Origin of the sequence: Chondromyces apiculatus DSM 436, assembly GCF_000601485.1 — a bacterium.
Lineage (GTDB): Bacteria > Myxococcota_A > Polyangia > Polyangiales > Polyangiaceae > Chondromyces > Chondromyces apiculatus.
Window position 1 is genome coordinate 190,175 of the sequence record NZ_ASRX01000003.1, and the last position, 26,325, is coordinate 216,499.

The 26,325-nt window shown below is 71.5% G+C and carries 17 protein-coding genes; 9 read left to right on the forward strand and 8 right to left on the reverse strand.

Annotated features, from left to right (window positions below):
* Nucleotides 1–59: 59 nt before the first annotated feature.
* A complete protein-coding gene (locus CAP_RS02475) occupies nt 60–1,163 on the reverse strand; it encodes a serine/threonine-protein kinase (RefSeq protein ID WP_081864479.1) in 1,104 nt (367 codons plus the stop codon).
* Between the two features lie 123 nt (nt 1,164–1,286).
* On the opposite strand from CAP_RS02475, the gene CAP_RS02480 reads away from it, so the two are divergent.
* The 9 genes from CAP_RS02480 to CAP_RS02520 all read left to right on the forward strand — a co-directional run bounded on the left by CAP_RS02480 (nt 1,287) and on the right by CAP_RS02520 (nt 16,888).
* Nucleotides 1,287–1,664 carry a type III secretion system chaperone family protein gene (locus CAP_RS02480; RefSeq protein WP_231511038.1) on the forward strand — a complete coding sequence of 126 codons (378 nt, stop codon included), beginning with the start codon at nt 1,287–1,289 and terminating at the stop codon, nt 1,662–1,664.
* Between the two features lie 106 nt (nt 1,665–1,770).
* On the forward strand, nt 1,771–2,607 hold the full coding sequence (locus tag CAP_RS02485) for a PspA/IM30 family protein (protein WP_044235567.1): 837 nt from the start codon (nt 1,771–1,773) through the stop codon (nt 2,605–2,607).
* A gap of 13 nt (nt 2,608–2,620) precedes the next feature.
* On the forward strand, nt 2,621–5,518 hold the full coding sequence (locus CAP_RS02490; RefSeq protein WP_081864480.1) for a cation-translocating P-type ATPase: 2,898 nt from the start codon (nt 2,621–2,623) through the stop codon (nt 5,516–5,518).
* Between the two features lie 163 nt (nt 5,519–5,681).
* On the forward strand, nt 5,682–7,589 hold the full coding sequence (locus tag CAP_RS02495) for a sugar-binding protein (protein WP_231511040.1): 1,908 nt from the start codon (nt 5,682–5,684) through the stop codon (nt 7,587–7,589).
* A 110-nt stretch (nt 7,590–7,699) separates the two neighbouring features.
* Complete coding sequence (locus CAP_RS43570) at nt 7,700–9,520, forward strand: bifunctional serine/threonine-protein kinase/formylglycine-generating enzyme family protein (RefSeq protein ID WP_081864481.1); 1,821 nt, start codon at nt 7,700–7,702, stop codon at nt 9,518–9,520.
* Between the two features lie 339 nt (nt 9,521–9,859).
* The gene (locus CAP_RS02505) at nt 9,860–10,684 is read left to right on the forward strand and encodes an ABC transporter ATP-binding protein (protein ID WP_197040961.1); all 825 of its coding nucleotides are present in this window, start codon (nt 9,860–9,862) and stop codon (nt 10,682–10,684) included.
* A gap of 36 nt (nt 10,685–10,720) precedes the next feature.
* Nucleotides 10,721–11,518 (forward strand): ABC transporter permease, encoded by a 798-nt coding sequence (locus CAP_RS02510; RefSeq protein WP_231511041.1) that lies wholly within the window; start codon nt 10,721–10,723, stop codon nt 11,516–11,518.
* A 59-nt stretch (nt 11,519–11,577) separates the two neighbouring features.
* Nucleotides 11,578–12,558, forward strand: a complete 981-nt coding sequence (locus CAP_RS02515) for an ABC transporter substrate-binding protein (RefSeq protein ID WP_231511042.1) — start codon at nt 11,578–11,580, stop codon at nt 12,556–12,558.
* 151 nt (nt 12,559–12,709) lie between these two features.
* Complete coding sequence (locus CAP_RS02520) at nt 12,710–16,888, forward strand: hypothetical protein (RefSeq protein ID WP_156040429.1); 4,179 nt, start codon at nt 12,710–12,712, stop codon at nt 16,886–16,888.
* 52 nt (nt 16,889–16,940) lie between these two features.
* Here CAP_RS02520 and CAP_RS02525 read toward each other — a convergent pair whose 3' ends face one another.
* From CAP_RS02525 to CAP_RS02555, 7 genes are all read right to left on the reverse strand, one after another.
* A complete protein-coding gene (locus CAP_RS02525; RefSeq protein ID WP_044235572.1) occupies nt 16,941–18,713 on the reverse strand; it encodes a DUF4215 domain-containing protein in 1,773 nt (590 codons plus the stop codon).
* Nucleotides 18,714–18,766: 53 nt separating this feature from the next.
* Nucleotides 18,767–21,304: a glutamine amidotransferase gene (locus tag CAP_RS02530; protein ID WP_044235574.1), complete on the reverse strand. Its 2,538-nt coding sequence runs from the start codon at nt 21,302–21,304 to the stop codon at nt 18,767–18,769.
* Complete coding sequence (locus CAP_RS02535) at nt 21,301–22,110, reverse strand: DUF4159 domain-containing protein (protein WP_044235576.1); 810 nt, start codon at nt 22,108–22,110, stop codon at nt 21,301–21,303. Before CAP_RS02535 ends, CAP_RS02530 begins: the two co-directional genes overlap by 4 nt.
* The gene (locus tag CAP_RS02540; protein ID WP_044235578.1) at nt 22,107–22,745 is read right to left on the reverse strand and encodes a hypothetical protein; all 639 of its coding nucleotides are present in this window, start codon (nt 22,743–22,745) and stop codon (nt 22,107–22,109) included. Before CAP_RS02540 ends, CAP_RS02535 begins: the two co-directional genes overlap by 4 nt.
* A 365-nt stretch (nt 22,746–23,110) precedes the next feature.
* Entirely contained in the window at nt 23,111–23,647 is a 537-nt protein-coding gene (locus tag CAP_RS02545; RefSeq protein ID WP_044235581.1) for a hypothetical protein, read from the reverse strand.
* Between the two features lie 599 nt (nt 23,648–24,246).
* Nucleotides 24,247–25,308, reverse strand: coding sequence for a hypothetical protein (locus CAP_RS02550; protein ID WP_052373986.1), 1,062 nt, complete (start codon nt 25,306–25,308; stop codon nt 24,247–24,249).
* On the reverse strand, nt 25,308–26,300 hold the full coding sequence (locus tag CAP_RS02555; RefSeq protein WP_156040430.1) for a peptidase associated/transthyretin-like domain-containing protein: 993 nt from the start codon (nt 26,298–26,300) through the stop codon (nt 25,308–25,310). The genes CAP_RS02550 and CAP_RS02555 overlap by 1 nt, the downstream gene beginning before the upstream one ends.
* Nucleotides 26,301–26,325: the final 25 nt, after the last annotated feature.

Sequence of the window (26,325 nt, forward strand, 5' to 3'; positions counted from 1 at the left end):
CCGGATCCTGCCGCCGCGAACCTCGACCCTGTTCCTGGTTCCTACCGTGACCTCGAGCACTAGCGCTTCTCCGCCTTCCGCTTCTTGTCGAGGCTCTCGTCGGGGGCGTCGTCCTCGAAGGCGCCGCCGACGAAGCTTCCATCCATGGTCATGGTGGGGGGGCCGTCGACGATGGTGGCCTCGTCATCCATCGGCAGGCCGATGCTCTCCACCGGCGCGGGCTTGCCGCGCTGCGAGGTGCGCCGCGAACGGGTGATGTTCTCCGGCTGGATGGCCCTCCAGCTCGTGAGGGCCTCGCTGGCCGTGGAGAAGCGGCGCTCGCGGCGGCGGTCGAGGGCGCGCTCGACGAAGCGCTCGATGCCGGTGGGCCACTTCTCCCCGGTGACCGCAGCGAGGGAAGGCGCGTCGCGGTCGAGCTTCATGGCGACGAGGGCCGCGGCGGTGGTGCTCTCGAAGGGGAGCCTGCCGGAGAGGGCGCGGAAGGCCACGGCGCCGACGGCGTAGATGTCGGCGCGCTCGTCGGCGCGGGCGGCGCCGCGGACCTGCTCGGGCGCCATGTACGCGAAGGAGCCGAGGGTCGCGTCGAAGGCGGTGAGGGTGGGCTCTTCCTTCTCGCGGCGGGTGAGCTTGGAGATGCCGAAGTCCAGGATCTTGGCGCGCTCGGGGGGCTCCTGGCTGCTGGTGTTGCCGGTGCGCTCGACGAAGATGTTGCCGGGCTTGAGGTCGCGGTGGATGACGCCCGCTGCGTGCGCGGCGGCGAGGCCCTGGAGCACGTCGTCGATGATGGGGCCGACCTCGCTGAGGGGCAGGTACTGCTCGCGCTTCAGCCGATCGGCGAGGGTCTCGCCTTCGAGGTACTCGAACACCAGCAGGTGCGCGCCATCCGGGGTCTCGCCGACGTCGAGGAGCTGGCACACGTAGGGGCTCTTGATCGCGGAGGCGATGCGCGCCTCACGCTCGAACCGCTTCACCAGCTCGGGCTTCATCGCGGCACGCGCGAGGAGGACCTTGATCGCGACCTGGAGACCATCGTCTCCCTGCGCTGCCCACACCTCGCCCATGCCGCCTCGTCCGAGAAGGCGCGTCACATGGTAGCCAGCAAGCACGTCACCAGGGTGGATCGCCACGTAGCCTGGATCGGGACGGTACCATCGATGCGGCATATGAGAAGGAGAAACGACCGTCCGCGCGAGGGTCTCGGGAGGGTCTCCGGAGGCTCTCCGGAGGCCCTCCTCTGGCCACGCGCCGCGTCCGTGTGTAGGCTCCTCGCCGCCATGCCGCGCACCGTGGAAGACGTTGAGAGGTATCTCCAGCAGCTCGATCGGACCTTCGAGAACGAAGGCGGAACCTTCGTGCTCACCGGACGCGAAGGGACGCCACCCATTGCGCTCCGCGTCGATCAGCCGATCGTGGCGGTCCGCGCCGCAGTCGGGCCCGTACCGACCGACGATGCGCACCAGCTCAAGGTGCTCCGGCGGCTGCTCGAGTACAACGCCACAGACCTGATGCACGCCTCGTACGGCATCGAGGACAGCACCATCGTGCTCTCGGCGGCGCTCGCCCTCGACAACCTGGACGCGAACGAGCTGGAGGCGACGCTGTCCGACATCGATCTCGCGCTGGCCACCCACGTGCCCACCCTGCACGACATGGCCCAGAGCTGAACGAGACGCACGAGACGCAGGACGCGCGAGACGCGCGCGTGATGCGCGCAGGACGCGCACTGGACCAGGAACGAAGAGCCGGTCACACGAATCTGGAGCTGCTCGCATGGGAATTTTTGCTCGCCTCGCGACCCTCATCAAGTCGAACCTGAACGATCTGATCAGCCGCTCGGAGGACCCCGAGAAGATGCTGAACCAGGTCGTGATCGACATGGCCAACCAGCTCATCGAGGCCAAGAAGCAGGTGGCCGTCGCGATCGCCGACGAGAAGCGGCTCGCGAAGCAGGCCGAGCAGGAGGCCGCGAACGCCGCGGAGTGGGAGCGCCGGGCGATGCTCGCGATCAAGGCGGGCGACGACAACCTGGCGAAGGAGGCCCTCAACCGCAAGAAGGAGCACGACGCGCTCGCCACCTCCTACAAGGACCAGTGGCAGAAGCAGAAGCAGGCCGTCGATCAGCTCAAGACCGCCCTCCGCCTCCTGAACAACAAGATCGAGGAGGCCAAGCGGAAGAAGAACGTGCTCATCGCCCGGAAGAAGCGGGCGGAGGCGCAGAAGGCGATCCAGGAGACCATGAGCGGGCTCCAGAACGCCTCGGCCTTCGAGACGTTCGAGCGGATGTCGGCGAAGATCGATCAGATCGAGGCCGAAGCCGAGGCGACGACGGAGCTGTCCGAGGAGTACACGGGCGACTCGCTGGCCCACAAGTTCGGGCAGCTCGAGGCGACGAGCGGCGCGGACGAGGCGCTCCTGGAGCTGAAGCGGAAGATGGGCGTGGCGCCCCCGGCAGAGCCCACGCCGCCAGCCGCGCCCCCGCCGCAGGTGCGCATCGCGGGGACGACGGCGCCCGCCGCGATCCCGCAGGCCGAGCAGGACGAGCTGGCCGCCGCCATCGCGGAGCTGGAAGCCGAAGAGCAGCGCGAACAGGCCCGTTTGAAGCGCTGAGAAAACCACGCCCATGAGCGATAAGGATCCCGAGGTCGCGCGGAATGCTGGGGAGCCGCGCGGAGGCGCCACCGATCCATCGCGCCAGCGCGAGCGCGAGCGCGGCTCGGAGCTGACCGCCAGCGGGGCTCCCGTGTACGTCGAGGAGGTCTCGGCCTTCCTGGAGCGGCTCGCGGTCAGCTCCACGAACGGGATGTCGGATGAGGAGGCGACGCGCCGGCTCGCCGAGCACGGGCCGAACAAGCTCCCGGATCCTCCGAAGAAGAGCGCGATCCTCCGGCTGGTCGAGCAGTTCGCGAACCCGCTCGTGCTCACCCTGCTCGCAGCAGCGGTGATCGCGGTGGTCGTGGGGCTCACGGCGGGGCAGGAGGAGAGCTTCCTGAGCAAGTTCGGCGACGCGATCGCCATCCTGCTCATCGTGATCCTCAACGCGTTCCTGGGGTACTACCAGGAGCGGCGCGCCGAGGCCGCGCTGGACGCGCTGCAGAAGCTCTCGGCGCCGAACGCGCGGGTGCGGCGCGGGGGGCGCTCGGTGGTGATCTCCGCCCAGCAGGTGGTGCCGGGCGACATCCTGGAGCTGGAGGCAGGGGACGCGGTCCCGGCGGACGCGCGCCTCGTGCAGACCATCGATCTCGCGACCGAGGAGGCCGCGCTCACCGGCGAGAGCGCGGCGACGGGGAAGGACGCGCTCGCGGTGGTGCCCGCGGACGCGCCGCTCGGGGACCGGCTGACCATGGTGTTCACGGGGACCTCCGTGGTGCGCGGCAAGGCGCGCGCGGTGGTGACCTCGACGGGGGTGGAGACCGAACTCGGGCGGATCGGGGAGATGATCCGCGCGGTGGGGGAGCAGAAGACGCCCCTCGAAGAGCGTCTCGACAAGTTCGGCTCGATCATCCTCAAGGTCTGCCTGGCGCTCTCGGTGGTGCTGCTCGGGTGGGGGCTCATCCGGGGCGGTCGGCCGCTGCACGAGCTGCTCCTCGAAGCGGTGAGCCTCGCGGTCGCCGCCATCCCCGAGGGGCTGCCGGCGATCACCACCATCACCCTCGCACTCGGGATGCAGCGGATGGCGCGGCGGGGCGCGATCGTGCGCAAGCTGCCGGCGGTGGAGACGCTCGGCGCCGCCACCATCATCGCCTCCGACAAGACGGGGACGCTGACGCAGAACGAGATGACCGTGCGGCAGGTGTTCGCCGGCGGGCAGCTCTACACGGTCACCGGCGAGGGCTACGAGCCCGAGGGCGAGATCCTCGACACGCAGAAGAACGACGTGACCGGCGAGCTGCCGGCGCCGCTCCACTACCTGCTCTCCACGGTGGCGCTCTGCAACAACGCGCACCTGGATCGCAAAGAAGAGCGCTGGATCGTGGTCGGTGACCCCACCGAGGGGGCGCTGCTGACGCTCGCGGCGAAGGGAGACCTGCCGCGCGAGTCGCTCGCGCCGTCGCACAGCTTCGTGCACGAGCTGCCCTTCGACAGCGATCGCAAGCGGATGACGGTGATCACCCGCGACAGCAACGGGCGCGAGATCGCTCACGTGAAGGGGAGCATCGACGCGCTGCTCCCGCTCTGCGTGAAGGTGTCGACCAACGAGGGGGTGCGGGGGATGGAGGAGGCCGACCGGAAGGCGATCACCGAGGAGGCCGACCGGATGAGCGCGAAGGCGCTGCGGGTGCTCGCGGTGTGCCGGCGGGTGCGGGTCGGCAAGGACGAGGCGGACGTGGAGCGGGAGCTGACCTTCCTCGGTCTGGCGGCGATGATGGATCCGCCCCGCGCCGGGGTGAAGGAGGCGGTCGCCACCTGCACCAAGGCGGGGATCCGGGCGGTGATGATCACCGGGGACCACCGGCTCACCGCCACCGCGATCGCCCAGGAGATCGGGCTCTGGGAGGAGGGCGACGAGACGATCAGCGGGACGGAACTCGGGGCGATGAGCGACGACGATCTCGCCGCCCGGATCATGACGCTCAGGGTCTTCGCGAGGACCACGGCCGAGCAGAAGCTCCGCATCGTGCGGGCCTTCAAGGCGCGCGGTCACGTGGTGGCCATGACCGGCGACGGCGTGAACGACGCACCCGCGCTGCGCGAGGCGCACATCGGCGTGGCGATGGGGCGAGGCGGCACGGACGTGGCGCGCCAGGCCGCAGATCTGGTGCTGGCCGACGACAACTTCGCGACCATCGTGGAAGCGGTGCGGGAAGGCCGGTCCATCTACCGCAACATCCAGAAGTTCATCTTCTTCTTGCTGTCGTCGAACATGGGCCTCCTCGTGGCGGTGTTCGTGGTCTCGTTCTTCGGGAAGTGGCCGCCGCTGACGCCGCTGATGATCCTCTGGATCAACCTGGTGACGAACGGCCTGCCGGCGCTCGCGCTCGGGGTGGACCCGCCCGACGCGCACCTGATGCGCGAGGCGCCGCGCCCGCCGGACGAGGGGCTGCTCAAGACGCGCGATTACCTGGGGATCGCGTTCGTGGGCGCGGTGATGGGGCTCTCGGCGATCTTCCTCTACGGGACGTCGCCCCAGGACGAGCCCTCGCTGCTCGGCGCCCGCGCGATGGCGTTCTCGCTGCTCGCGCTGTCGCCGCTGTTCCACGCCTGGAGCTGCCGCAGCCCGAGCATCTCGCTGTTCTCGTCGCGCCCCTTCCTCAGCGTGCCGCTGCTCCTCGCGGTCCTGGCGAGCGCCGCGATCCACCTGGTCGCGGTGCTGGTCCCCGGGCTGCGGCCGGTGTTCCGGACCTACGCCATGACCGGGGAGGAGTGGGCGCTCCTGCTCGGGCTGGCGGCGCTCATCATCCCCGCGGTGGAGATCGCCAAGTTCTTCTACCGGCGGTTCTATGCGGCGGAGCTGGCACCGCCGCCGATGTCCCTGCAGACGGGCGCACCCTCGAGGAGAGGCAGGAAAGACGCAGGGTGAGGCGGGGTCTCAGGGAGAGCGCGGGGGCACACGATCGCGCGGGGGTGCTGGGCGATTCCGGTGTCCTCGGGTTCGGTGTAAGAACAAATCGACGTCTCGCGACGTCCAACGCTCACCCATGCGACGCCTTGCCCATCCCGGTTCCCGCCGGGGATCCTCGCGCGTGACCACGCCGCGCGCGGTCCCCCTGACCACAGCCTTCGCCCTCGCCCTGACCGCGCTCTCGCCTCGGGCAGACGCGGCGGGTCTGCGGGCGAACCTCGTCGACGCGAAGACCCTCAAGCTCGACGGGGTGCCGAAGGAATGGCCCGGCAGCCTGGTCCGCCTGAGCCAGGCGGTGAAGGGGCAGGCGAGCCGCTCGGATCTCGATGCGCAGGGCCTCGTCGCCTACGACGAGAGCTACGTGTACGTGGCCGCCGACGTCACCGACGACACGTTCCGGGCCGGCGCCGATCACCTGGAGCTTGCGCTGGGGTTCCCGGGCGGGACCTCGCACAGCGTGACCCTGTACCCGGGCGAGCCTGGCAAGACCGCGGGGAACGTGAAGGTGGATGGGCGCGCGGCGCAGGGGGCGCGGCTCGTGGAGGCGCCAAAGACCGGGGGCTACACCCTGGAGGCGCGCGTGCCGTGGTCGGCGTTCCCCGAGGCTGCCACCTTGCGGATCGGCCTCCGGGCGGCGCTGTTCGCGCACGATGCCGATGCGTCGTCGGCGGTGGAGGCAGTGGTGGGCACGGCAGCGTCGTCTGCGTACGGGAGCCTGCCGTCGCTGGCCACGGATCCGGAGCAGGCGCTCGCCGATGGGCTGATGAAGAGCAAGGGGCTGAAGGGCGCCCCGACGCACAACCTCATCGCCGACGTGGCCGGCGACGCGCTCAAGGAGCGGCTCATGGTCTACGAGCGCTACCTCGTGGTGCTCGGCCCGGGCTTCCGCAAGGGCACGCAGTACTACTTCGCCGACACCGAGGCGAACGCGAAGGCGGGGATGATGCCTTCGTTCGAGACGCGGGACCTCACCGGCGACGGGCAGCACGAGATCATCCTGCGCAAGCGCTTCGGTAGCCCCACGGCGTACCGGGAGGTGATGCAGGTGCTCCAGTTCGGCAGGGGCGACACGCCGACGCCGATCTTCCAGCACGAGGTGGCCGTGGTGACGGACAAGGGCTCGGTCATCAACGAGGTGACCTTCGTGCCCGACGGGAGCAAGGTCGGCATCCTGGTGCGCCCCGGCGAGGCCAAGAGCTACCACGCCGGCAACTACACCGAGGCCACCGAGACGAGCTTCGACCCGACGCTGCTGCCCTGGTCCACGGTGAAGTCGCAGCTCTACCAGTACGCGGGGAGCATCTTCCAGAAGGCGCGCGAGGAGAGCCAGGCCGCGACGCCGCCGCCCGCTGCGCCGCCCTCTGCCGCGCCTCAGCCGGCAGCGGTCGCAGCCCCCAAGCCGCCGCCGGGCCCGAGCGCATCGCAGCTCCTCGATCAGGTCTACGCGCTCTACAAGAAGGACCGCGGCGCCACGGGGCGGCCACGCCACGACATGGCCCTCGACGTGGCGGGCAGCGCAGAGGTGGAGCGGGTGCTCCTGCACGACCGCGATCTGGTGGTGTTCGGCAAGGGCTTCAAAGGGGGCACGGGCTACTCGTACCTGACACTGTCGCAGTTCGCCGCGGCCAGCGACATCACCGAGGTGACCGCGCGGGATCTCAGCGGCGACGGCAAGGCGGAGATCCTGGTGAAGGGTGTCATCCACGCGAACGGGCCAGGCGGAGAGAGCGTGGACCGCGAGGTGCTCCTCGTCTTCCAGGTGCAAGGCGACGCGCTCCGTCGGGTGTTCGCGGCCGAGATCGGGCGGGCCATCGGCGCGAAGAAGGTGATCGGCGACGTGAAGTTCGTGAGCGCCGGCCGCGGCACGGCGATCCAGCTCGGGCCCGGTCGAGCTGTGGAATGGACGGAGAAGACGTATCCCTTCAACCAGGACCCGGGACCGGTGGGCGGCATGGAACCGCTGCTCTTGCCCTGGGGCAGCGCGAAGGCAGTCCGCTATACGTGGAACGGGAGCGGCTTCGCGCGCTGAGATTCGGCGGGGGTCGCCGAGGTCGTTGGCTGCGCTCCGGGCCGGGGACCTCCCCCCGGCCGTCTCTGCCCACCGCTACGCGCGGAGATGTGCGATGCTCGGAAGCCGCCATGCCGCGAGATCGGTGCGCCGGATGCAGCTCTCCCCTGCCGGAAGACGCGCGCTTCTGCCCCACCTGTGGCCGCGCGCAGCGCCCGCCCATGCTCTCGCCTCCCGGCATTTCGCCGCCGTTCCTCCCCCAGCCCGAGGGCGGGAGCGCCGACTCGCTGGCGTTCCATCCGACCGAGCCCTCACCTCACCCGGGCGTGCCGAACACGCTGCCCCTGCCGCCGGTGCACTTGCTCGCCGGGACCGAGCTCGGGGTGTACCGCATCGAGAGCGTGCTCGGTGAGGGAGGGATGGGCGTGGTCTACCGCGCCCACGACCGCGCGCGTGACCGCACGGTGGCCGTGAAGTGCCTCCACGCAAACCTCGCCGGCAACGCCGAGATCCGCCGCCGCTTCTCCCGGGAGGCGCGCGTGCTGCGCTCGTGGGCGCACGAGCACGTGGTGGGCGTGTACGACTTCGTCGAGCTGGAGCACATCCTCGGGATCGTGATGGAGTTCATCGACGGTCTGACGCTGGTGCAGCACGTCACCCGCTGGCGCGGTCGGGTGCCATACCGCGAGGTGCGCGCAGTCTTCGGGGGCGTGCTCGACGCGATGGAAGAGGGGCACCGGCGCGGGATCATCCACCGCGATCTCAAGCCCGACAACATCCTGGTCGTCGCCGACGAGGTGGGGCTGCGCCCGAAGATCGTCGACTTCGGCATCGCCAAGATCCTGGAGGGCACGACCTACACGCTGAGCGGCGCGTTCCTGGGGACGTGCAGCTACATGTCGCCGGAGCAGGTCAAGCAGCCCCAGTCGGCAGACGCGCGCTCGGACATCTACTCGCTCGGAATCACCCTGTACCAGCTCGTCACGGGCAGGGTTCCCTTCGAGAACCCCAACCACTTCTCGGTGATGATGGCGCACGTCACCGACGCGCCTTCCCCGCCGTCAGCCCACCGGCCCGACGTGCCCCCCGAGCTCGAGCAGCTCATCCTCGATGCCCTCGCCAAGGATCCCTCGGGGCGCCCCGCGAGCTGCGCCATCTTCCGGCAGCGCCTCGACGCGGCGCTCGCCGATCACCTGCCGGACCACGTGCAAGGCGACGGCCGCGAGGTGCCCCCCGTGCTGCGCGGGAGCCACGGGGAGGAGATGGTGCTGGTGCCGTCGGGCCTGTTCCTGATGGGGCAGCAGCGCCGGAAGGTGCACCTCGATGCGTTCTACATCGACCGGACACCGGTCACGAACCGGCAGTTCAAGCTGTTCGTCGAGGTGACCGGCTACAAGCCGGAGGACCAGAACGCGAGCCGGTTCCTGTTCCAGATGCGCCGGGGCGAGATCCCGAAGGGGCTGGAGGACCACCCGGTGACGTACGTGTCGTGGGAAGACGCGCGCGCCTACGCGGCGTGGGCCGGCAAGCGGCTCCCGAGCGAGGCAGAGTGGGAGAAGGCGGCGCGCGGCACCGACGGTCGGCGCTATCCGTGGGGGCGCGCGGAGCCCACGCCGCGGCTCGCGAACTTCGACAACCGGAGCCGGGAGAACGGGACGTCCGCCGTGGGGGCCTATCCCGAGGCGGCGTCGCCATACGGGGCGCTCGACATGGCCGGCAACGTCTGGGAGTGGTGCGACGACTACGACGATCCGGACTTCTACGCCGACGGTCCGGCCCGGAACCCGCGCAACAACCGACCCCCCGCGCGCAATCCGCGGCTGGTGATGCGCGGCGGTTCGTGGATGTACGGCGCCCAGTCCCTCCGCGCATACACCCGCCAGAGCTACGACGCGCGCTACCGCTTCGCCGACGGCGGCTTCCGCTGCGCCCGCTCCGCGTCCGGGCGCTGAGATACTGCGGTACTGCGTACCCTGGATCAGGGGCCTGCGGCCCCTGCTCTGAAAAGGACTCCAAGGTCTCTGAATCAGAAGCCTTTTCCTCGGGCCCTGTGGAGGCGCAGCCTCCATTCGAGACTACGCTCCCGATGGTCGGTACTGCGTACCCTGGATCAGGGGCCTGCGGCCCCTACGCTCCCGATGGTCGGTACTGCGTACGGCGAATCAGGGGCCTGCGGCCCCTACGCTCCCGATGGTCGCTACCCGGCGTCGCGCGAGAGAGGGGCGTGGCGGCCCTGCGTACTCCGGGTCGAGATGCTGGCGAGCCGCGCTGGAGCCGGATAGAACGCGGCCATGGGCGAGGCGTCACCCTCCCGGGAGCGCGGTGTCCGCGTGCAGATCGCGGGCGTCCGGCGGACCTTCGAGGGCGAAGGAGGGGAGGTGCCCGCACTCGCGGGGATCGACCTCGACATCGCCGCCGGGAGCTTCGTCGCCCTGCTGGGTCCCTCGGGGTGCGGGAAATCGACACTGCTGCGCCTCATCGCGGGGCTCGATCGGGCCGACGCAGGGACGATCCGCGTCTCCCCGGAAGCCGACGCTGGAGGGGCCACGTTCGCCGGAGGGGTCGTGCGATCTGCCGCGACCTCCACGGCCTTCGTGTTCCAGGACGCACACCTCCTTCCCTGGCGCAGCGTGCTCGACAACACGGCGCTGCCTCTGGAACTCGCCGGGGTGGACGCGGCGACCCGGCACGCGGCGGCGCGGGAGGAGCTTTCGCGCGTGGGCCTCTCGGACGCCGAGGCGCGCACGCCTGCCGAACTCTCGGGCGGGATGCGTATGCGGGTCTCCCTGGCCCGGGCGCTCATCACCCGTCCGCGCCTGCTCTTGCTCGACGAGCCGTTCGCTGCCCTCGACGAGCTCACCCGCGGGAGGCTCGACGACCAGCTCCGCGCGCTCTGGGCCGAGCTGGGGATGACCGTGATCTTCGTGACCCACTCCATCACCGAGGCCGCGTACCTGGCCGAGCGCGCCGTGGTACTCACCCCGCGCCCCGCCCGCATCGTCCTCGATCGGACGCTCGACCTGCCGACAGCACGCGCAGCAACGATCCGGCTCACCCCGGAGCTGGGTCGTGAGGTGCAGGTGCTGCAGGAGGCGCTGGAGCGCGGGGGCGCCTGACCGGGTGCAGGGGGGCGTGTGGTAGCCTCGACGCGCGTGCCGTCCTCCCGCACCTCGCAGCGTCACCTCGTGGGCGTCGCAGCGCCGCCCCTCGTGGCCCTCGTCGCCCTGCTCGCCGGCTGGGAACTCATGACCCGGGCGCTCGGGGTGCCTGCGTTCCTGCTTCCACCTCCCTCGGCCATTGCCCGGGCCGGCGTGACGGACGCCGCGGGCCTCGCGATGGCCACGCTGATCACCGCGGAAGCCGCCGTCGCCGGCTTCGCGCTGAGCACCCTGCTCGGCGTCCTCGCCGCGGTGCTCCTCGCCACGTCCCGTCCTCTGGAGCGCGCCCTCTATCCCTATGCGGTCCTCCTGCAGACGGTCCCGATCGTGGCCATCGCGCCCTTGCTCGTGCTCTGGTTCGGCCCTGGTGGGCGCGCCGTGACCGTCTCGGCGTTCATCGTCTCGGTCTTCCCCGTCATCGCCAACACCCTCGCCGGCATCCGCTCGGTCGAGCCTTCGCTGCGCGATCTCTTCCGCCTCTACGGCGCAGGGCGCCTGGCAACGCTGGTCAAGCTCGAGTTGCCCGCCGCGCTGCCCAGCATCGTCACCGGCTTGCGCGTGGCGGCAGGGCTCGCGGTGATCGGGGCCATCGTGGGCGAGTTCGTGGCCGGCTTCTCCGAGGGCGCCGCGGGCCTGGGCATCCTGGTCCTCTCCGCCTACCGCCAGCTCCGCACCGACCTCCTCTTCGCTGCCGTGCTCTGCGCCGCAGCCCTGGGCCTCACCCTGTTCGGCGCCGTGAGCCTCACCGGGCGTCGCTTGCTGCGCCGCTGGCACCCTTCGGCGCGCGGCTGAAGCGGAGCGTGCACGACAGAGGCTTGCTCCGGGGAAGCGCCTCGACCAAGAGTCACCCCATGCCGATGCGCCGCCGTGCCTTCCTCCTCGCCGGCCTCTCCGCCTCTGCGCTCGCCGCCTGCTCCAGCGGCAGCGGCAGCGGCGCCCCGGTGCCAGGCGGCAAGACCGCCGTCAAGCTCGCCCTCAACTGGGTGCCCGAGCCGGAGTTCGGTGGGTTCTATGCGGCCCGGGTGTCGGGCGCCTACGACCGCGAAGGTCTCGACGTCGACATCCTCGGCGGTGGTCCCGGCTCACCCGTGGTGCAGATGGTCGCCACGAGTCAAGTCGAGTTCGGGGTGGCGGGCGCTGACGAGATCCTGATGGCGCGCGCGCGTGGCGCCGACGTGCTCCCCATCTTCGCCACCTTCCAGACCTTTCCGCAGTGCATCATGACGCACCCCTCTCGCGGGGCGAAGACGCTCGCCGACGTGCTCGCGAGCGGCACCCTGGGCATCGAGCCAGGGGTCCCCTACGCCGCCTGGCTCAAAAAGAAGTACGGCTTCGATCGCGTGAAGACGGTCCCTTACGACGGCGGCGTGGCGCAGTTCGTCGCCAGCAAGGATTTCGCCCAGCAGTGCTTCGTCGCCTCGGAGCCCATTGCCGCGCGGCGCAAGGGCGTGGAGCCGCAGGTCTTCCTGATCGCCGACGAGGGGTTCAACCCCTACGTCGCCGTGGTGATCACCCGCGCCTCGCTCTTTCGCGACAAGCCGGACCTGGTGCGCGCCTTCCGACGCGCCGCACAGGCTGGGTGGCGCTCCTACCTGGACGACCCGAAGGCCGCAAACGAGGTGATGGGCAAGCTGAACACCGCGATGGATGCCGAGACCTTCGCCGCGGCCACCGAGGCACAGCGCCCGTTCGTCGAGACGGCAGAGGCGAAGCAGAAGGGGCTCGGCACGATGACGCGGGAGCGCTGGGAGACGCTCGGACGTCAGCTCGTCGAGATCGGCGTGCTCGAAAAGGCTCCCGACATCGACGCGTTGCTCGCGGCGACACTCTGAGCGCAGCCCGATCGTGACCTGCGCATGCGCGGCGGGGCGATCACGATCGTCCCACCGCAATTGAACGGCTGGTCAACGGGCGAGCAGAAGAGGTGGGACGCGTCACAGTGTCAGGATCTTGAGCTAGGCTGCGTCCGCAAGGACGTCGACCATGACCAGGAGACACCGAGGGCGAGGAGCACCGCTCGATCCGGAGGATGTGCTCTCGGGTCGCGTCCGGGTGAATGCAGCGGATCTCGCCTCCTTGATCCACGTGATCAACCCCTCCGGTCTCTCGCTGCCCGCCGCGGAGATGTCCAGGCGCTACGGCTTGAAGCGGCGCCTGCAAAGCCTCCTCGTGCGACGCTTCGGCGACGCGCTGCGCATCGTCCCCGAGCAGCATGAGCGCGGCGTGGTCAGCTTGCAGCTCGGCATCTCGGGTGTCGACGCGTGCCACGCGGTGGTCTCCGAACTCGAGGAAGACGCGCGCGCCTTCGTGCAGCGCACACTCGATCTCGAAGAAGGAGCGCCCTCGGCCGCGACGGGTGCGGCCACCGTGTTCAGCGCGATGAGCGCGATGAGCGCGATGAGCGCGACCGTGCCGGCGGCGACGAAGGGCGCTCGCGCGCGCAGAGCCCCGCCGGCTTCCCCCGCATCGGACGGCGTGGAGCCCAGGACTACCCCGGACGACGGGCACGGCCCGCAGCGCAGCGACATGCTGCTGCAGCGAGGCTGGGAAGCGCTCGACGCGTACGACTATCCGCAGGCCCAGGCGCTGTTCGAGGCCGCGCTCCAGGCCGCGAGCGCCCCTGGCGAGGAGACGGAGGCCGCGAGCGCGCTGCTGGAGTTGCAGGTGAACCACCTGGGGGCCGATACGGACGCGCTGGCGCTCGGCGAGCACCTCGGGAAGGAAGCGCGGAGGTCGTCCCCGATCCGGCTCCACCTCGCCCTGGCAGCCGCGCGGAGCGGCGCGCGGGCGCTGTCGCTCGCGTGGATGGGAGACCTGCGCACTCCGGAGGTGGCGGTGGTGTACGCCGCCCTGGCGCGGAGGGCGACGAGCGCGGGCGCGCTCGATACGGCCGCGCAGGATCTGGAGGTGCTCAGGCACCTCGACCCCGCACACCCGAGCGCAGCGTCACTCGCGGAGGACCTGGCCCGCGCCCGCGCGGAAGCGGCGCGACCCCTGGAGGAAGAAGCGTGGGCGCTTTTGGAGCAGGGCCACCTCGAAGACGCGCGGGCGCGCGCCGTGGAGGCACTCGGGCGATGGCCGGGGAGCGAGGGGGCGCGCCGGGTGCTGCGCGAGGCGGAGGCGCGCGCGAACGCCGAGCTCGTCACGCGCCACGTCGCCGAGGCAGACGCGGCGGAGGAGCGGGGCGACATCCTCGGGGCGCTGGAGGCGCTCCGCCGCACCAGGCCGGTGGTGGGCGGCGAGGAGGCCGATACCATCGAGAAGCGCATCGCGATGCTCCTGGTCACCGAGCGGCTGATGCACGTGCAGGCGCAGGCGGAGAGCGTCCTCGCGCGCCTCCGCAACGACATCACCGCCGGGCTCATGGCCTACGTCGCGCTCGAACAGGGGGTCCGTCGCATGGTGCGCACCCGCGCCGGCAACGTGCTCCTGGCCCGGCTCGACGCGCTCGGCGCCGAGGGGACCGGCCCTCGCGCCCGGGCCGCCGTGAACGCGGTGCTGGAGCTGGAGCGCGCCGCGGCGATCGTCGAGGAGGCCCCCGAGGAAGCGCTGGCACGGCTCCGCGCCCACCCGGCCCTGGCGCAGCTCGACGAGATGCGCCGGGTGGCGGCCATGGCCGAGCGCGTCGTCACCGCGCGCAAGCTGCAGGAGGTCGCCGCCAGGGCAGCAGCCGCGCAGGCGGCCGCCGAGGAGCAGCTCGGCAAGGCGCGCAGCGCGGCGGCGCAGGGGGACATGGAAGCGACGCTCCGGATCATCTCCGAGAACGTGCTCGGTGCCCTGGGCGAGACGGATCAGGTGGAGGCATCGGCGCTCCGTGCCAAGGGCGCCGATGCGCGGGCCCGCCGGGTGCTCCGCGAGCAGGCGGCGTGGCTCCGGTCGACCGGTGCGCTGCTCGAAGGCCGCAAGGCGGTCGACACCCTCCTCGACAGCACCACGGCCGACGTGGAGCGGGTGAGCCTCGTGCAGCTCCGCGAGGAGATCGGCGATGAGATCCGCTCGGCGCTGCGGCTCCACACCTTCGGCCCTGGCCCGCGGCCGCTGTCGTCGAGGGATCTCGACCTCCGGCTGATCGGCGGCGTCCACGGGACCTTCTCTGCCGTCACCCCCCAGACCGTGTTCATGGAGGTCGAGGGCTGCTGGGTGTTCGTGCGCGTGCTCGACCTGACCACCGGCGCCGTCACCGAGCGCGCGATCTTGCGGACCCCCTCCCCCCTGCGGCTGCTCGGCTACGAGGTGGTGGGCGATCGGCTGCTGGTGATCGGAGGTCATGGCGAAGTGCTCGAGCTCGGCCTCGACGGGCGCTGGGAGGTGCTCGGCTACGAGTCCCTGCGCCCCGCCGAGGTCACCGCGCGCAGCCGCATGGTGCCGCGCGGAGAACTCTCCCCGCTGATGCTCCCCGACGTGGTGGTGGAGCAAGGGCTCGTCGCGCCCGGGAACGGGCTCCTCGCCGACGCGACGCGGTGGATCTGGCTCCTGACGCACACCCACCGCAGCGGCGTCCGCCGCGTCTCCACCACGCTCCACGTCATCGACCGCGAGGAGCAGCAGCGCGTGCGGGAGATGCACGACGTCCACGCGCTGACGGGTCTCCACCTCCTGCCGGAGCTCGATCCGGTACGGATCGCGGTGTCGACCCCCGACGGGCTCGCGCTCCACGTGGAGGACGGCGCGCCGCTCGTCGAAGGCACGTTCAAGGCGCCTCTCCTCCGACTCGGCGTCGCAGCAGCCCCCACCCCGGACGGGCATCTCGACATCACCGGCCGCAAGCTCCTCGCACTGGTCACTGGCCCCGCAGCCCCTCCGCCGGATGGGCCGGGTGCGCCGGGTGCTCTTGAGAGCGCCCCCGCCCAGACGCTGGGATGGGTGGAGCTCAGCGCTGGAAAGACGGGCGCCTTCAACCCGCTCCCCGGCCTCAGCGCCGAGACGAGCACCGTCGCGAGCGGCGGCGATCCCAGCGCAGGCCTCACGTTCTTCCTCGTCGACGACGCGCAGGAGCGACGCGAGCTCCTCGCGTTCGCGGATGCGGGCGACGGCATCGGCCTGCGCTACCGCTGTGACGTCCCGCACCGGACCGCGCTCCTCCGCGAATCCTCGGGTCGGCTGGTCCTCGTGCTCGGGCGCCCCGACGGGCTCACGAGGATCGCGCTCGGCGCGGCACCTCCCGCCCTGACCGTCGACGATCCCCACGGCATGCTGCGCAGCCTCGGGCTCTCGCTCGTGACGGCGACGTGTCACAGACCCACGGGCACGCGCGCGGAGGCCATCCGCGTGCTGGCCTTCACCCTCGCCGCAGAGTCGCCCGAGACCCGCGCCCGGCGCATCGCTACGGAGCGGCACACCAACGATCCGGATCGTATCTCGGAGCTGAGCCACGCCCTCCAGCTCCTCGGGCGCGCCGAAGAAGCCGGGCAGCTCGACCGCATGGCCATGAAGTCTCACCCGCGCCACGCCGGCCTGTGCATTGGCTACGCGCGCGCCGTCGCCAACCTGCGCCGCTGGGGCGAGGTGGTCACCACGCTGGCCGGCCTCGACATGAGGGGCGTCGACGACGGCACGGCCCAGCACCGCTCCCACCTGCTCGGCCTCGCCCTGCTGCACCTCGGGCGCCCCGAAGAAGCGCTCGACGTCCTCCAGCGCGCCACCACCTACGGCGAAGGGAGCTGCGACCTCGGCTGGCTCCTGGCCCTCGCCACTCCGCTCCGGGGCGAAGGGAGCGCTCCCCCGGAGGCCGGCTGGACCCGCCGCCAGCTCGCCGTTCGAGAGCTTGCCTCACGCGTCGTCGCCGCGGACGCCGCGCTCGCAGGGGGGCGCGCGGACGCCGCGCTCGACCACCTCGACCACACCGTGGTCTGGGAAGCCGCCGAGGTGCAGAGCCTGGCCCGCGTGGCTGAAGCCCACCTCGCGCTGGACGGCGAGCCTGATCCCTTCCGCGCCGCGCTCGGCCTCGCCACCTTCGTCGCGGGCCACCGCGAGCACTCGAGCACCGACCGACGCGATCTCCCCCTGCCCGGTCGATGGGAGGGCTCACGCCTCGACGCCCTCCTCGCGCGCGCCGAACGCTGGCTCGACGGGCGCTTCGGCGGCCCCGCCTACCTCAGGCCCACGGCTCTCTCCTTCTCGGCGTCGACACCGCTGTACGGAGTTCCCACGAAGGCGTCGTGAGCGACGCGGCGGATGTCGCCTTCCGCCAGCGCTGTCTCCCGGAAGCTCGACCTCAGGGAGCCACGCAGAGCCCCAGCGACCACGCCGTGAGCGCCCCCTGATCACCCGACGCGCCGTCCCTGACCCGGAGCGTCCACGTGCCCATGGGGCCCTGCCCGTTCACTGCCGACAGCGACTGCTCCGGCCGGAAGCAGCCCGCGTAGGGTGGCATCCCCGCCGTGATCAGCGTGGCGCAGGTGTCGTCAAAGCGCGTGCCCAGGTAGCCGTTGCCTTGCCCCCCGTTGTCCGAGGACAGATCGATCTGCGTCATCGCCGGAGACACCAGGAAGAGGTCGAGATCGCCATCGTACGTGTGGGTGATCCAGAGCTGCACCACCGCCCGCGTCACGGTCCCCTCCTGAGCGACGAGGATCTCGCTCGTGGCCGTGCTCTGATCGAGCACGCTCTCCGGGACATCGCTCGACTGGTACACGTGGAGCGACTCCCCCGCCGCGCAGGGATTCATGGCCACGCCGAGCGCGCAGTCCGTGTCGGCGTCGTCGATCGCCAGATCCCCATCGTTGTCCACCCCGTCGTTGCACTGGGACTCCGCCGGCGCGCACACGCTCGGCGGAGGCTCGTTCGTGCACACCACCCCGTCCTCCGCCCGGCACTGCGCGGAGCAACCATCGCCGTCCACCTCGTTGCCGTCGTCGCAGTGCTCCAGCCCCTCGCGCACCCCGTTGCCGCACGCCGACACCACCGTGATCGCCAGGGCATACGCCGGGATCTCGTCGGCTCCCGTGCCCCTCGCGCGCACGTGGTACGTCCCCGCCTGGAGGCCGACCATCGCCGGGGTGCTCGCCGGATCGAGCAGCGAGCAGTTGCCCTGGCCTCCATTGTCGTCGCCCGCGATCTCCGTCGCGCAGTCCTCGCCGAGCAGCGTGACCTCGGTGTCGGTCCCGCCGCCACACGTGCCGACCCCGCTCCCGCTGAAGGTCTCGATGCGCACGTCGGACGTGTACTGCAGGGTGAAGGCCACCACGTCCTCGTCGCTGGCGGGCTGGATCGATCCCAGCACGACCACCTGGGGCGCGGGCGCGAGCGGCGTCCCCCCGGGCGGACAGGTGTCGTTCGGCTCCTGCTCTGCCGGACACAGGCCCGTCGGCTCGCACGCCGTCGAGCAGCAGTCCGTGTCACTCTGGTTCCCATCGTCGCAGGCTTCCGTGCCAGCCCGCACGAACCCGTCGCCGCAGGAGGCGAACACGCACGTGTCCAGGCATGCGTCGGTGTTGTCGTCGTTCTGATCGTCGCATTGCTCGCCGACCCCGAGCAGCCCGTCCCCGCAGATCCCGCCCCCGCACTGCCCCTCGTCGTCGCAGGTCACCCCGCCGCCATCGTCACAGGGCGTCCCGGCCGGGGCGGGTTGCACCACGAACTCCCCGTCGACGCAGCTCTCCAGCGTGCAGTCCAGCGTGTCGTTGGGCACGTCGGTGTCGTCGCTCTGCAGGACCAGGTTGCCCTCCGCGTCGCACACCACGATGCGACAGTCGCCGGGGAGCTGATCGCGGCTCGGGGCCCCCGCGGGCGTGGGCTCGATCCCGCACACCCCGTCCGTGCATACCGCCCTCTCGCACTGACTCACCGGCACCGGACAGTGCGCTGGCGTCATGCACGGCCCTGTCCCGCCCTCGCCGCCCTGGCCAGCGCCGCCCTGACCAGCGCCGCCTGCGCCGCCCGCCGCGGGGTTCAGCCCGAATACCTGGTCGACCTCGGGCGCACACCCGGCGGCTCCCACGAACCCGACCAGCAGCGCCGCACCGATCCCCCGCTTCAAGGCTCCCATCACAGGCTCACCGTATCAAGAAGAGCCGTCACGTCACCACCGCCACTCGCTATTCAGGCCAGACCCGCTCTGCGCCGGGTGATCCAGTGGAGCCCCAGCGCGGCTGCCGCCATGAGCGTCCACACCCACGGCGGTGCCAGCGCGCTCACCTGACGCTCGGCCAGCACCTGCGTTCCCTCGGGGAGCGGCAGCTTCTCTGCGTCCGCTGCGAGGAGCGCCTTCCCACCGGTCGCATCCGCGATCGCCTTGAGCCGCTCCGGGTCGGGCCGCGAGTCTGCCCACTCCTCCCCTCCCCGCTCGCACGCGAAATCGCGCCGCGTCGCCGGACCCTTGCTGAGCGTCCCCGGCGCCGCCCCTCCCGCAGAGGCCTCCTCCGCACCTGCCTGCACCACCTCCACGGTGGCCGCGTAGCCCCCTGGCTCCAGCACCCCGGCGGGCAGCTCGACGACCTCTCCCGCCTCGCGCACCTTCGCCCGCAGCGTCCGCACCACCGCCGCCGATCCGAGCCGCTTGATGGTCACCACCGCTTCTATCGCGCCGCCGATCGCGCCGTTCCCCGGGCCTCCCTGGTCACCCCTCTCGCCTCCCTCGGCCTGCCCCGTGCCCAGCCCCAGCGTCCTCAGCACGAGCGTCGTCGGCTCCCCCGCGATGCAGCCGCCCTTCGGCGCGATCGTCGCCGGCTCGAACCGCGGGTCGCGCATCAACCAGCCCAGCAGCGCGTCCCAGAAGGCCCCGTGAGCCCGCCCTGCAGAACTCTGCGCGAAGGCGCTGAACAGGAGCCGGTGCGACCCGTCCACCGTGAGCGCGATGGTCCGCCCGCTCCCGTGCTCGCCCAGCGCGAGGACCGGCATCGGGGCTCCCCGCGGCGTCTTTCGTTCGGGGTGGGTGAGCAGCACGCTCGCCCCTGGCATCGCCTCGCCTACCACGCTCGTCCCCGGCATCTCCGGCAGCTCAGGGCCGATCAGATCCAGCAGCGGCTTGAGCACCGGTGCCGCCTGCCCCGCGGGCGTCAGCCGCGGCGTGAACGACGCCAGGTCGGACGCCTGCGCCTCCCCGATGTCCAGGCTGACGGGAAGGACGCGCGCCACCGCGCTTCGACCGTAGTGCCCCCCCACGAAGGCGTCGGGGCCGCCCACCATGATCAGCCCACCGCCCCGATCCACGTACCTCCCGAGCGACGGCAGGTGCTTCGTCAGCCCGTACGGCTCGGCGTCGAAGTCCTGCAGCACCACCGCGTCGAAGCTCGGCAGGTGCACGTTGAACAGCTCGTCGACGGGGAACGGGATCAGCGCCAGCTCGTCCGACAGCGCCTTCACCTTGTCGGTCGGCGTCCGGAGGATGAAGAACGCCACCACGTCCACCGACGCATCGCTCTTCAGCCACATCCGCAGCGCCCGCACGTCGTAGGTCGGCCGCCCCGCCACGTGCAGCACCCGGATCCTGTCGCGCGCCACGTCCACCGCCACGTAGCGCGTGTCGTTCTCCGGCAGCCTGTCGCCGTCCGGTGCCTTGAGCTTCACCTCCAGGATCCGGGTCCCTGCCCGATCCAGCGTGATCGGCAGCTCCACCGTCCCCTGACCGCCGTCCACGCGCGACTCGCCGCTCGCCAGCAGGGTCGGCTCCCCCTCCTCGCGCAGCTCGCGCACCGCGATCGGCAGCGCCCCTTCGCACGTGAGCCCCCCCGAGCACCCCACCTCCACCCGCAGCGTCACTGGCTGGTGTGCCACGGCAGCACCTGCCGCCCGCACCGCGCGCACGCTCGCATCGGGAGGCCCCTCCGTCGCCACCGCCAGCGTGTGCACCGGCGGCAACCCGGTGCCGCCACCGGGCGCCTCGCTGGCCAGGGACAGCGGCTCCAGCGCCGCGCGCGTCTCCGCCGCGGCCCCGGCGGCCGTGGGCCGATCCAGCCGCCCGTCCGAGATCACCACGATCGCCGCCGGGCGCTCGTCGGGCGCCCGGGCCGTCGCCTCCAGCGCCGCCCCCAGATCGGAGCGCAATGCGGGCCTCACCCCCGCCACCGCGGCGCCGATCGGGACGTCCTCCTGCGCCCCCGTGCCCCCGCGCGGATCCAGCCGCGCATCGCCAGGAGCCCCAGGCGTCGCTCCCGCCTTGCCCGCCGCGCCCTGCCCCGAGGCTCCCGATTCCGGCGCCCGGCTCCCCTGGGTGCCTTCTCCATCACGCGCGTCACGCGCTCCACGCGACAGCGGCACCGGGGCCCCCTCCCCGAACCCGAACACGCTGAAGCGCACCCCGGAGCGCCCCGCCATCGCCTCCAGCGCTCGCGTCGCAGCGTCTCGCCGCGTCCCCCCTGATCCCGGGAGATCCATCGAACGCGACACGTCCGTCAGCACCACGACACGTGGCCCCATGGTGTGCCCCCGCGACGTCACCGCCACCGGACGCAGCACCGCGAGCAGCAGCCCGAGCACCGCCACCACCCCCGACACCGCCAGCAGCACCGCGCGCTTCGCGACCTTTCGTCGCTGCCACAGCTCTGCCCCGAGCAGCCCGAGGCTCAGCGCCGCGAGCGCGCAGGCGATGACCACCACCGTCGTCGAGAGATCGCCCGTCAGGGCAAAGCGTTCGCTCACGGCCTCCCCGGAGGCCTGGGCGCAGGCTTGCCCGACCCACCCTCGTCACCCGGCGCCCGCCGCCGCATCAGGAACGGCGCGTGCACCTGATCGTCCTTGTAGTTCGAGCACAGCACGTACATCGCGATGTTCACGCACAGCCGCACCGCCAGCTCCCGCTGACGATCGCCCCCCGGCGTGATCGCCACGCTCGGCCCGCCCTCGCCCTCTGCCAGCGCGCCGCACAGATCGTGCGCCGAGAAGATCACCTGAGGCAGCCCCCCGCGCACGATCGCCTGGAGCTGCGCCGGCCCCTCCACCCGGCCCACGGCCCGCTGCATCAGGTAGAACGATCGGAACACCACGTTCTCCGCGCCGATGGGGATCACCGCCCCCTCCGGGATCACCCGCGCGAGCTCCCGCTTCGCGCCCCGGGTGAAGGCCCCCGTCTCCGGCGCGAAGTCGTCCACCAGCATGATCCCCCCGAGCGCGATGAACCGGCGCAGCCCGCTCACCTCGCGCTCCGTGAGCGGAGGCAGATCTGCGTCGCCTCCCCACAGCACGAAGGGCTCGGCCAGGAGCACCGGCTCGTCGGCCCTCACCGGCCGCGGCGAGCGGTGCGCGGGCGCGCTGGTGCGCCCTTCGAGCTCCACCGACCAGTGCCCTGGCGCCGTGGTCCGCACCCCTTCCCAGCGCGCCTTGCCGGTGAGCAGCGGCCGCGGGTTGAACGCGCCTTCCTCACCGAACGCGTGCGCCTCTCGGGGCAGCAAGATCCCCGCACCTGCCGCAGCCAGGGCGCCGAGCACCTCCCGCCGGTGGAGGCTCAATCGAAATCCTGCACGCGCCATACGCCGCCTTCCCGCCGGAGCTTCACCTCGTGCCCGCCGGGCACCTGCACGCTCGCCGAGTCTCCCGATACCTCCACCGAGAGCCCCTCCGGCTGCGTCAGCCCCTCCACCAGGGACCGCAGCTCACCCTCGATGGCGCTCCGCGTCGCCGGCGTCAGCACCCGGAGCAGCCCCGCGTAGCTCCGCCGCGCCAGCACCCGCCGGAGCTGCTCCAGCGCCTGCTCCGGCGTCCGCGCCCCGGCCGGCAGCGCGTCGGCCGCGGAGATCCGGAAGGCACGCGTCGCTGGATCGTACTCCAGCGTCGCGATCTCCCCGTCCGCGTACCGCACCCGCGCCCGCGTCTTCACCACCACCGCGGCGGCTCCGAGGCTGCGTGCCTGATCCTGCAGCTCCGCGCGCTCCTCCTGCACCCGGCGCTGCACCTCCGCGCTGGAGAGCGACCGCCGCCCCTTCTCGCTGAGCATCGCGTAGATCGCGTCGGCGTCACCCTTCGCGGCAGCGGCTGCGTACGCCTCCACGGCCTCTTTCGGATCCGGAAGCGCGGGCGCGCCACAGCCTGCGGCCGCGAGGCCGAGGACGCCAAGGGTCAGGGCGAGCGAAACCGGGCGCGGCACGGCGGCGGAGGGTAGTCCATCGGCGCTGGCTGCTCCAGCCAGAGCGCGGTCCCCTCCCCTCGTCCCTCGCGAAACATGCGTGAAACGTACCCTTTGAGCAGGCGCGCAGGCGCGCAGGTGTGGCGACCCTGGTGCTCCAGGGGCGTCGCGCCTCCTCCGACCTGCGGACGAGGACACCCCCGGCCGCATGGTCCAGGTCACGCAGCTCCCGGGCGCCCCCACACACCTCACACCGCCCGGTGGCCGCCTCCTGCGCAGCTCACCTGCCTCACCCGCCTCACCTCACCCGGCCCTGCCCTTCGCGCGGCGCCGCGCGGGGCAGGGGCAATGGGGGTGGCGACTGGCGGGAATGCGGGAGCCGGGCGTCACTCGTAGAACACGAACATCGTGCCGTCGTTGTCCAGCTCCGTGGACACGATGTCGGTGATCACGATGTCACCGATGTCGATGAAGTCGTTGAAGTTGAGCACGTTCCCGAACGAGTCGATCACGTCGATGTTCGACAGCACGTTCTGCAGCACGCCCACGTTCACCAGGTTGTTCACGAGGAGCGTGCTGTAGTTCAGCAGGTTCAGGACATTGCCGTTCAGCACATCGTGCACGTTCACCAGGCAGATGTTCTCCACGTTCACCTGGTTCAGCGCCTGGATCTGCAGCGTCTTCGTCACCACGTTGCGCAGCGATCCGAGGAGGCCCCCGGCGCTCCCGGCGCCGCACGCGAAGGGCATCATCCAGTCGTCCCCGTCGACGACCGGCGGCAGCGGCGCGCTCGGGGTCGGAGTGCTCGGGAGCGGCGTGCTCGACGCGGTCGACGACCCGGTCGCGCTCGCGGAAGACGTCGCGGCAAACACCATGGCGGCAGCACTCATTGCAATGAAACCCTGGCTGATGATGCTCTTCATGAGAATTCCCCCCTGCATTTCCGCATGATTCTCTGCACACGCGCCGCGGCCGCCCGCGCACGCGACGCCTCGGCTCCATCGACGGAGCTCTGGCCACCACCGCACATTGAAGACGCGCCTCGAACCGGAACTCGCGAATAGATAGATAGCGTGACGCGCGTAACCTCGTGACCGCCGGCGACGGGAAATCCCCGTCCTCGAATACCCCTGACGGCCACCTCGACGATCGCGCTTCAATGCGTCGGCGGCTGCATCGGTTCTAGCGAAGGGCATGCCTGGCGGATCGCGGCGTCGAATCGTGCTGACGATTGTGTCGCGGAATGATTCCGAGGCCTCCGCGGCGAGCAGAATGCATGCGACACCACAGAAACCACGCCCCGAGCGCGCCCGAATGCATTACTGACCGGGCGGACGTGCGATTGCGTTACGCAAGGCCCCTTTCGTGTGCAGATTCGGCCCGCAACCCCCCGAAATCCTGTGGATAACTGGCCTGATGACTGGCGTCCGGGTCGGCGCTGTGAGCGACGCGGTGTCTCCCCGATGCACATGTCCCTGAAGCCGCATTGCGCACGGAAATGCGCGCCATTGCCGTGGACGGGTCAGGGCGGGTTCGCCACCACCCGCACCTCGCCGCCCTCGTGGTTCGTCCAGTACACGGCCCCCTGGTCCACCACGATCCGCCGCGGCCCGTCCTGTCCCCGCGCCAGCGCCTCCTTCGGACCTCCCCCGAGGGGCGCCCGGTTCACCTCTCCCGAGTCATGGCTCACCCAGAACACGTGGGACGCATCCACGGCGACGCCGAACGGACTGCGCTCGCCCTCGGCGATCACCGTCTCCGTCCCGGCGCCTCCTTCGAGCGGCATCCTCAGCACCTCGTCCGTCTCCACGTCCGACCAGTACACGTGCGTCGCATCCACCGCGATGTCGGTGGGCTCCACGCCTCCGGTGAAGAGCAGCTCCCCGGGCCCCCCGCCATCGCGCGGCACCCGCATCACCTCCCCCGTGTTCCGGTTCACCCAGTAGACGTGATCCTCGCCCAGCGCGATCCCGTCCGGGCCGCTGTCTCCCTCGAACAGGATCTCTGGCATCCCGCTCGCGCCGAGCGCCATCCGCATCACGGAGCCCCCGTCATTGGTCCAGTAGAGGGTCGAGCCCGCCACGGCCACGTCGCGCGCGGTTTGACCACTCGCCACCACCACCGGCTCCCCGCCGCCCTTCGGCATCTGCATCACCGTGGTCCCGTTCAGGTTCGCCCAGTAGAGGTTCTCCGCGTCCTGCGCGAGCCCACGCGGCGCGAGCTGATCCGCGGCGAGCGTCATCGACACCCCGCCCTCGCGCGGCACGGAGCTCACGTCCCCGACCGATCCCGTGGCCGGCCCGAGCGTCGTCCAGTAGACGCTCGTCGCGTCCACCTCCAGGTCGAACGCGCGCGTCGGCCCCGTCGCCAGCAGGACCGGCTGACACGTCCCCTCCACGCACTCCCCGCCCAGACACCCGTGCCCGCACACCCCGCAATGGGCAGCGTCGCTCGACACCTCCACGCACGCCCCATCGCAGGCCACGAGCCCCTCGGGACACCCCGCCGTGAGCTCCGGCGCGCATCCCCACCCGAGCGCGCCCAGGCCCGCGCCCAGCCCCATCCCCAGCAGCGTCGCGCGCATCAGAAGGTGCCTCCCACGGTCAAGCCCCCGGCCCCTCTCCCGAACCACGGCGAGACTGCCACCTCCGGCTCCGAAGGCGCGCCTGACGCCGAGGCGATCCCGTACACCGCGAGACCCAGCCCGGCCGCAGCCGCCACCCCGAACCCTACCGTGAGCCCCAGATCCCGGTTCCACCGGCTCCCGAGCCCTGCCGCCGCCGCGTCATCGTATCTCCGGAGATCGCACACCTGATCGGGGCAGTCCTCCTCCACCTGGCTGCGCACCGCCGCGTAATCGACGGCGAACCCGATGCTCACCCCCAGCGCCGCGAGCCCCACGCCCCCGGACACCCACGCCCACGCCGGGATCCCCCCACCCTCGCCTGCGCCTCCCTCATCGCCCTCGCCGGCCTGCAGCACGAGCTTCACGGGCGACGACGACCCTTCGTCCACCGCGACCGACTGCGACGCCTCTCCGAAGCCTGGAGCCTTCGCCACCACCACGTGCTCCCCCGGATCCACCTTCCATGAAAGCCCCAGCGCCTGCGCGGGCACCGCCGCTCCATCCACCGTCACCGACGCCTTCCCCTCCGGAGGCCCGCTCACCTCGATCACCAGCGACGGGATCCGCCTGGCGAGCGCCTCCGCCAGCGTCTCCGCCTCCTTCCGCGCATTCGTGAACGCCCGCGGCTCCCGCGGTACTGGCGCCGTCCGCACCACGTCCAGCGCCGTCGTCCGCGCCTCGATGAGCCGCCCCATCGCCGCGAGCCCCCGCGCCAGATCGAGCCCCGTCGTCGGCACCCCCATGATCGCGTGCGCCGCCTCGAACGCCTTCACCGCCGCCGCTGCATCTCCTGCGTCGAGCTTCTCTCGCCCCTCCAGGAGCAGCGAGCGCGCGCGTTCCCGATCGCTCGCCGTCGGCTCTGCTGCCTGCGCGTCTCCAGCCGTCAGGAGGGCCAGCCCCACCGCGGTCAGCGCGCATCCGCGACGCCACCCGAGACGCCACCCGCGCATGGCTCCCCTGCCCCTCCCGACTCCC

What these genes read in the sequence shown, in the direction of transcription:
- CAP_RS02485 (WP_044235567.1), top strand. Translation starts at nt 1,771, where the DNA reads ATGGGAATTTTTGCTCGCCTCGCGACCCTCATCAAGTCGAACCTGAAC.
- CAP_RS02515 (WP_231511042.1), top strand. Translation starts at nt 11,578, where the DNA reads ATGCCGATGCGCCGCCGTGCCTTCCTCCTCGCCGGCCTCTCCGCCTCT.
- CAP_RS02525 (WP_044235572.1), bottom strand. Translation starts at nt 18,713, where the DNA reads ATGGGAGCCTTGAAGCGGGGGATCGGTGCGGCGCTGCTGGTCGGGTTC.
- CAP_RS02490 (WP_081864480.1), top strand. Translation starts at nt 2,621, where the DNA reads ATGAGCGATAAGGATCCCGAGGTCGCGCGGAATGCTGGGGAGCCGCGC.
- CAP_RS02555 (WP_156040430.1), bottom strand. Translation starts at nt 26,300, where the DNA reads ATGCGCGGGTGGCGTCTCGGGTGGCGTCGCGGATGCGCGCTGACCGCG.
- CAP_RS02505 (WP_197040961.1), top strand. Translation starts at nt 9,860, where the DNA reads ATGGGCGAGGCGTCACCCTCCCGGGAGCGCGGTGTCCGCGTGCAGATC.
- CAP_RS02520 (WP_156040429.1), top strand. Translation starts at nt 12,710, where the DNA reads ATGACCAGGAGACACCGAGGGCGAGGAGCACCGCTCGATCCGGAGGAT.
- CAP_RS02475 (WP_081864479.1), bottom strand. Translation starts at nt 1,163, where the DNA reads ATGCCGCATCGATGGTACCGTCCCGATCCAGGCTACGTGGCGATCCAC.
- CAP_RS02545 (WP_044235581.1), bottom strand. Translation starts at nt 23,647, where the DNA reads ATGAAGAGCATCATCAGCCAGGGTTTCATTGCAATGAGTGCTGCCGCC.
- CAP_RS43570 (WP_081864481.1), top strand. Translation starts at nt 7,700, where the DNA reads ATGCCGCGAGATCGGTGCGCCGGATGCAGCTCTCCCCTGCCGGAAGAC.
- CAP_RS02550 (WP_052373986.1), bottom strand. Translation starts at nt 25,308, where the DNA reads ATGCGCGCGACGCTGCTGGGGATGGGGCTGGGCGCGGGCCTGGGCGCG.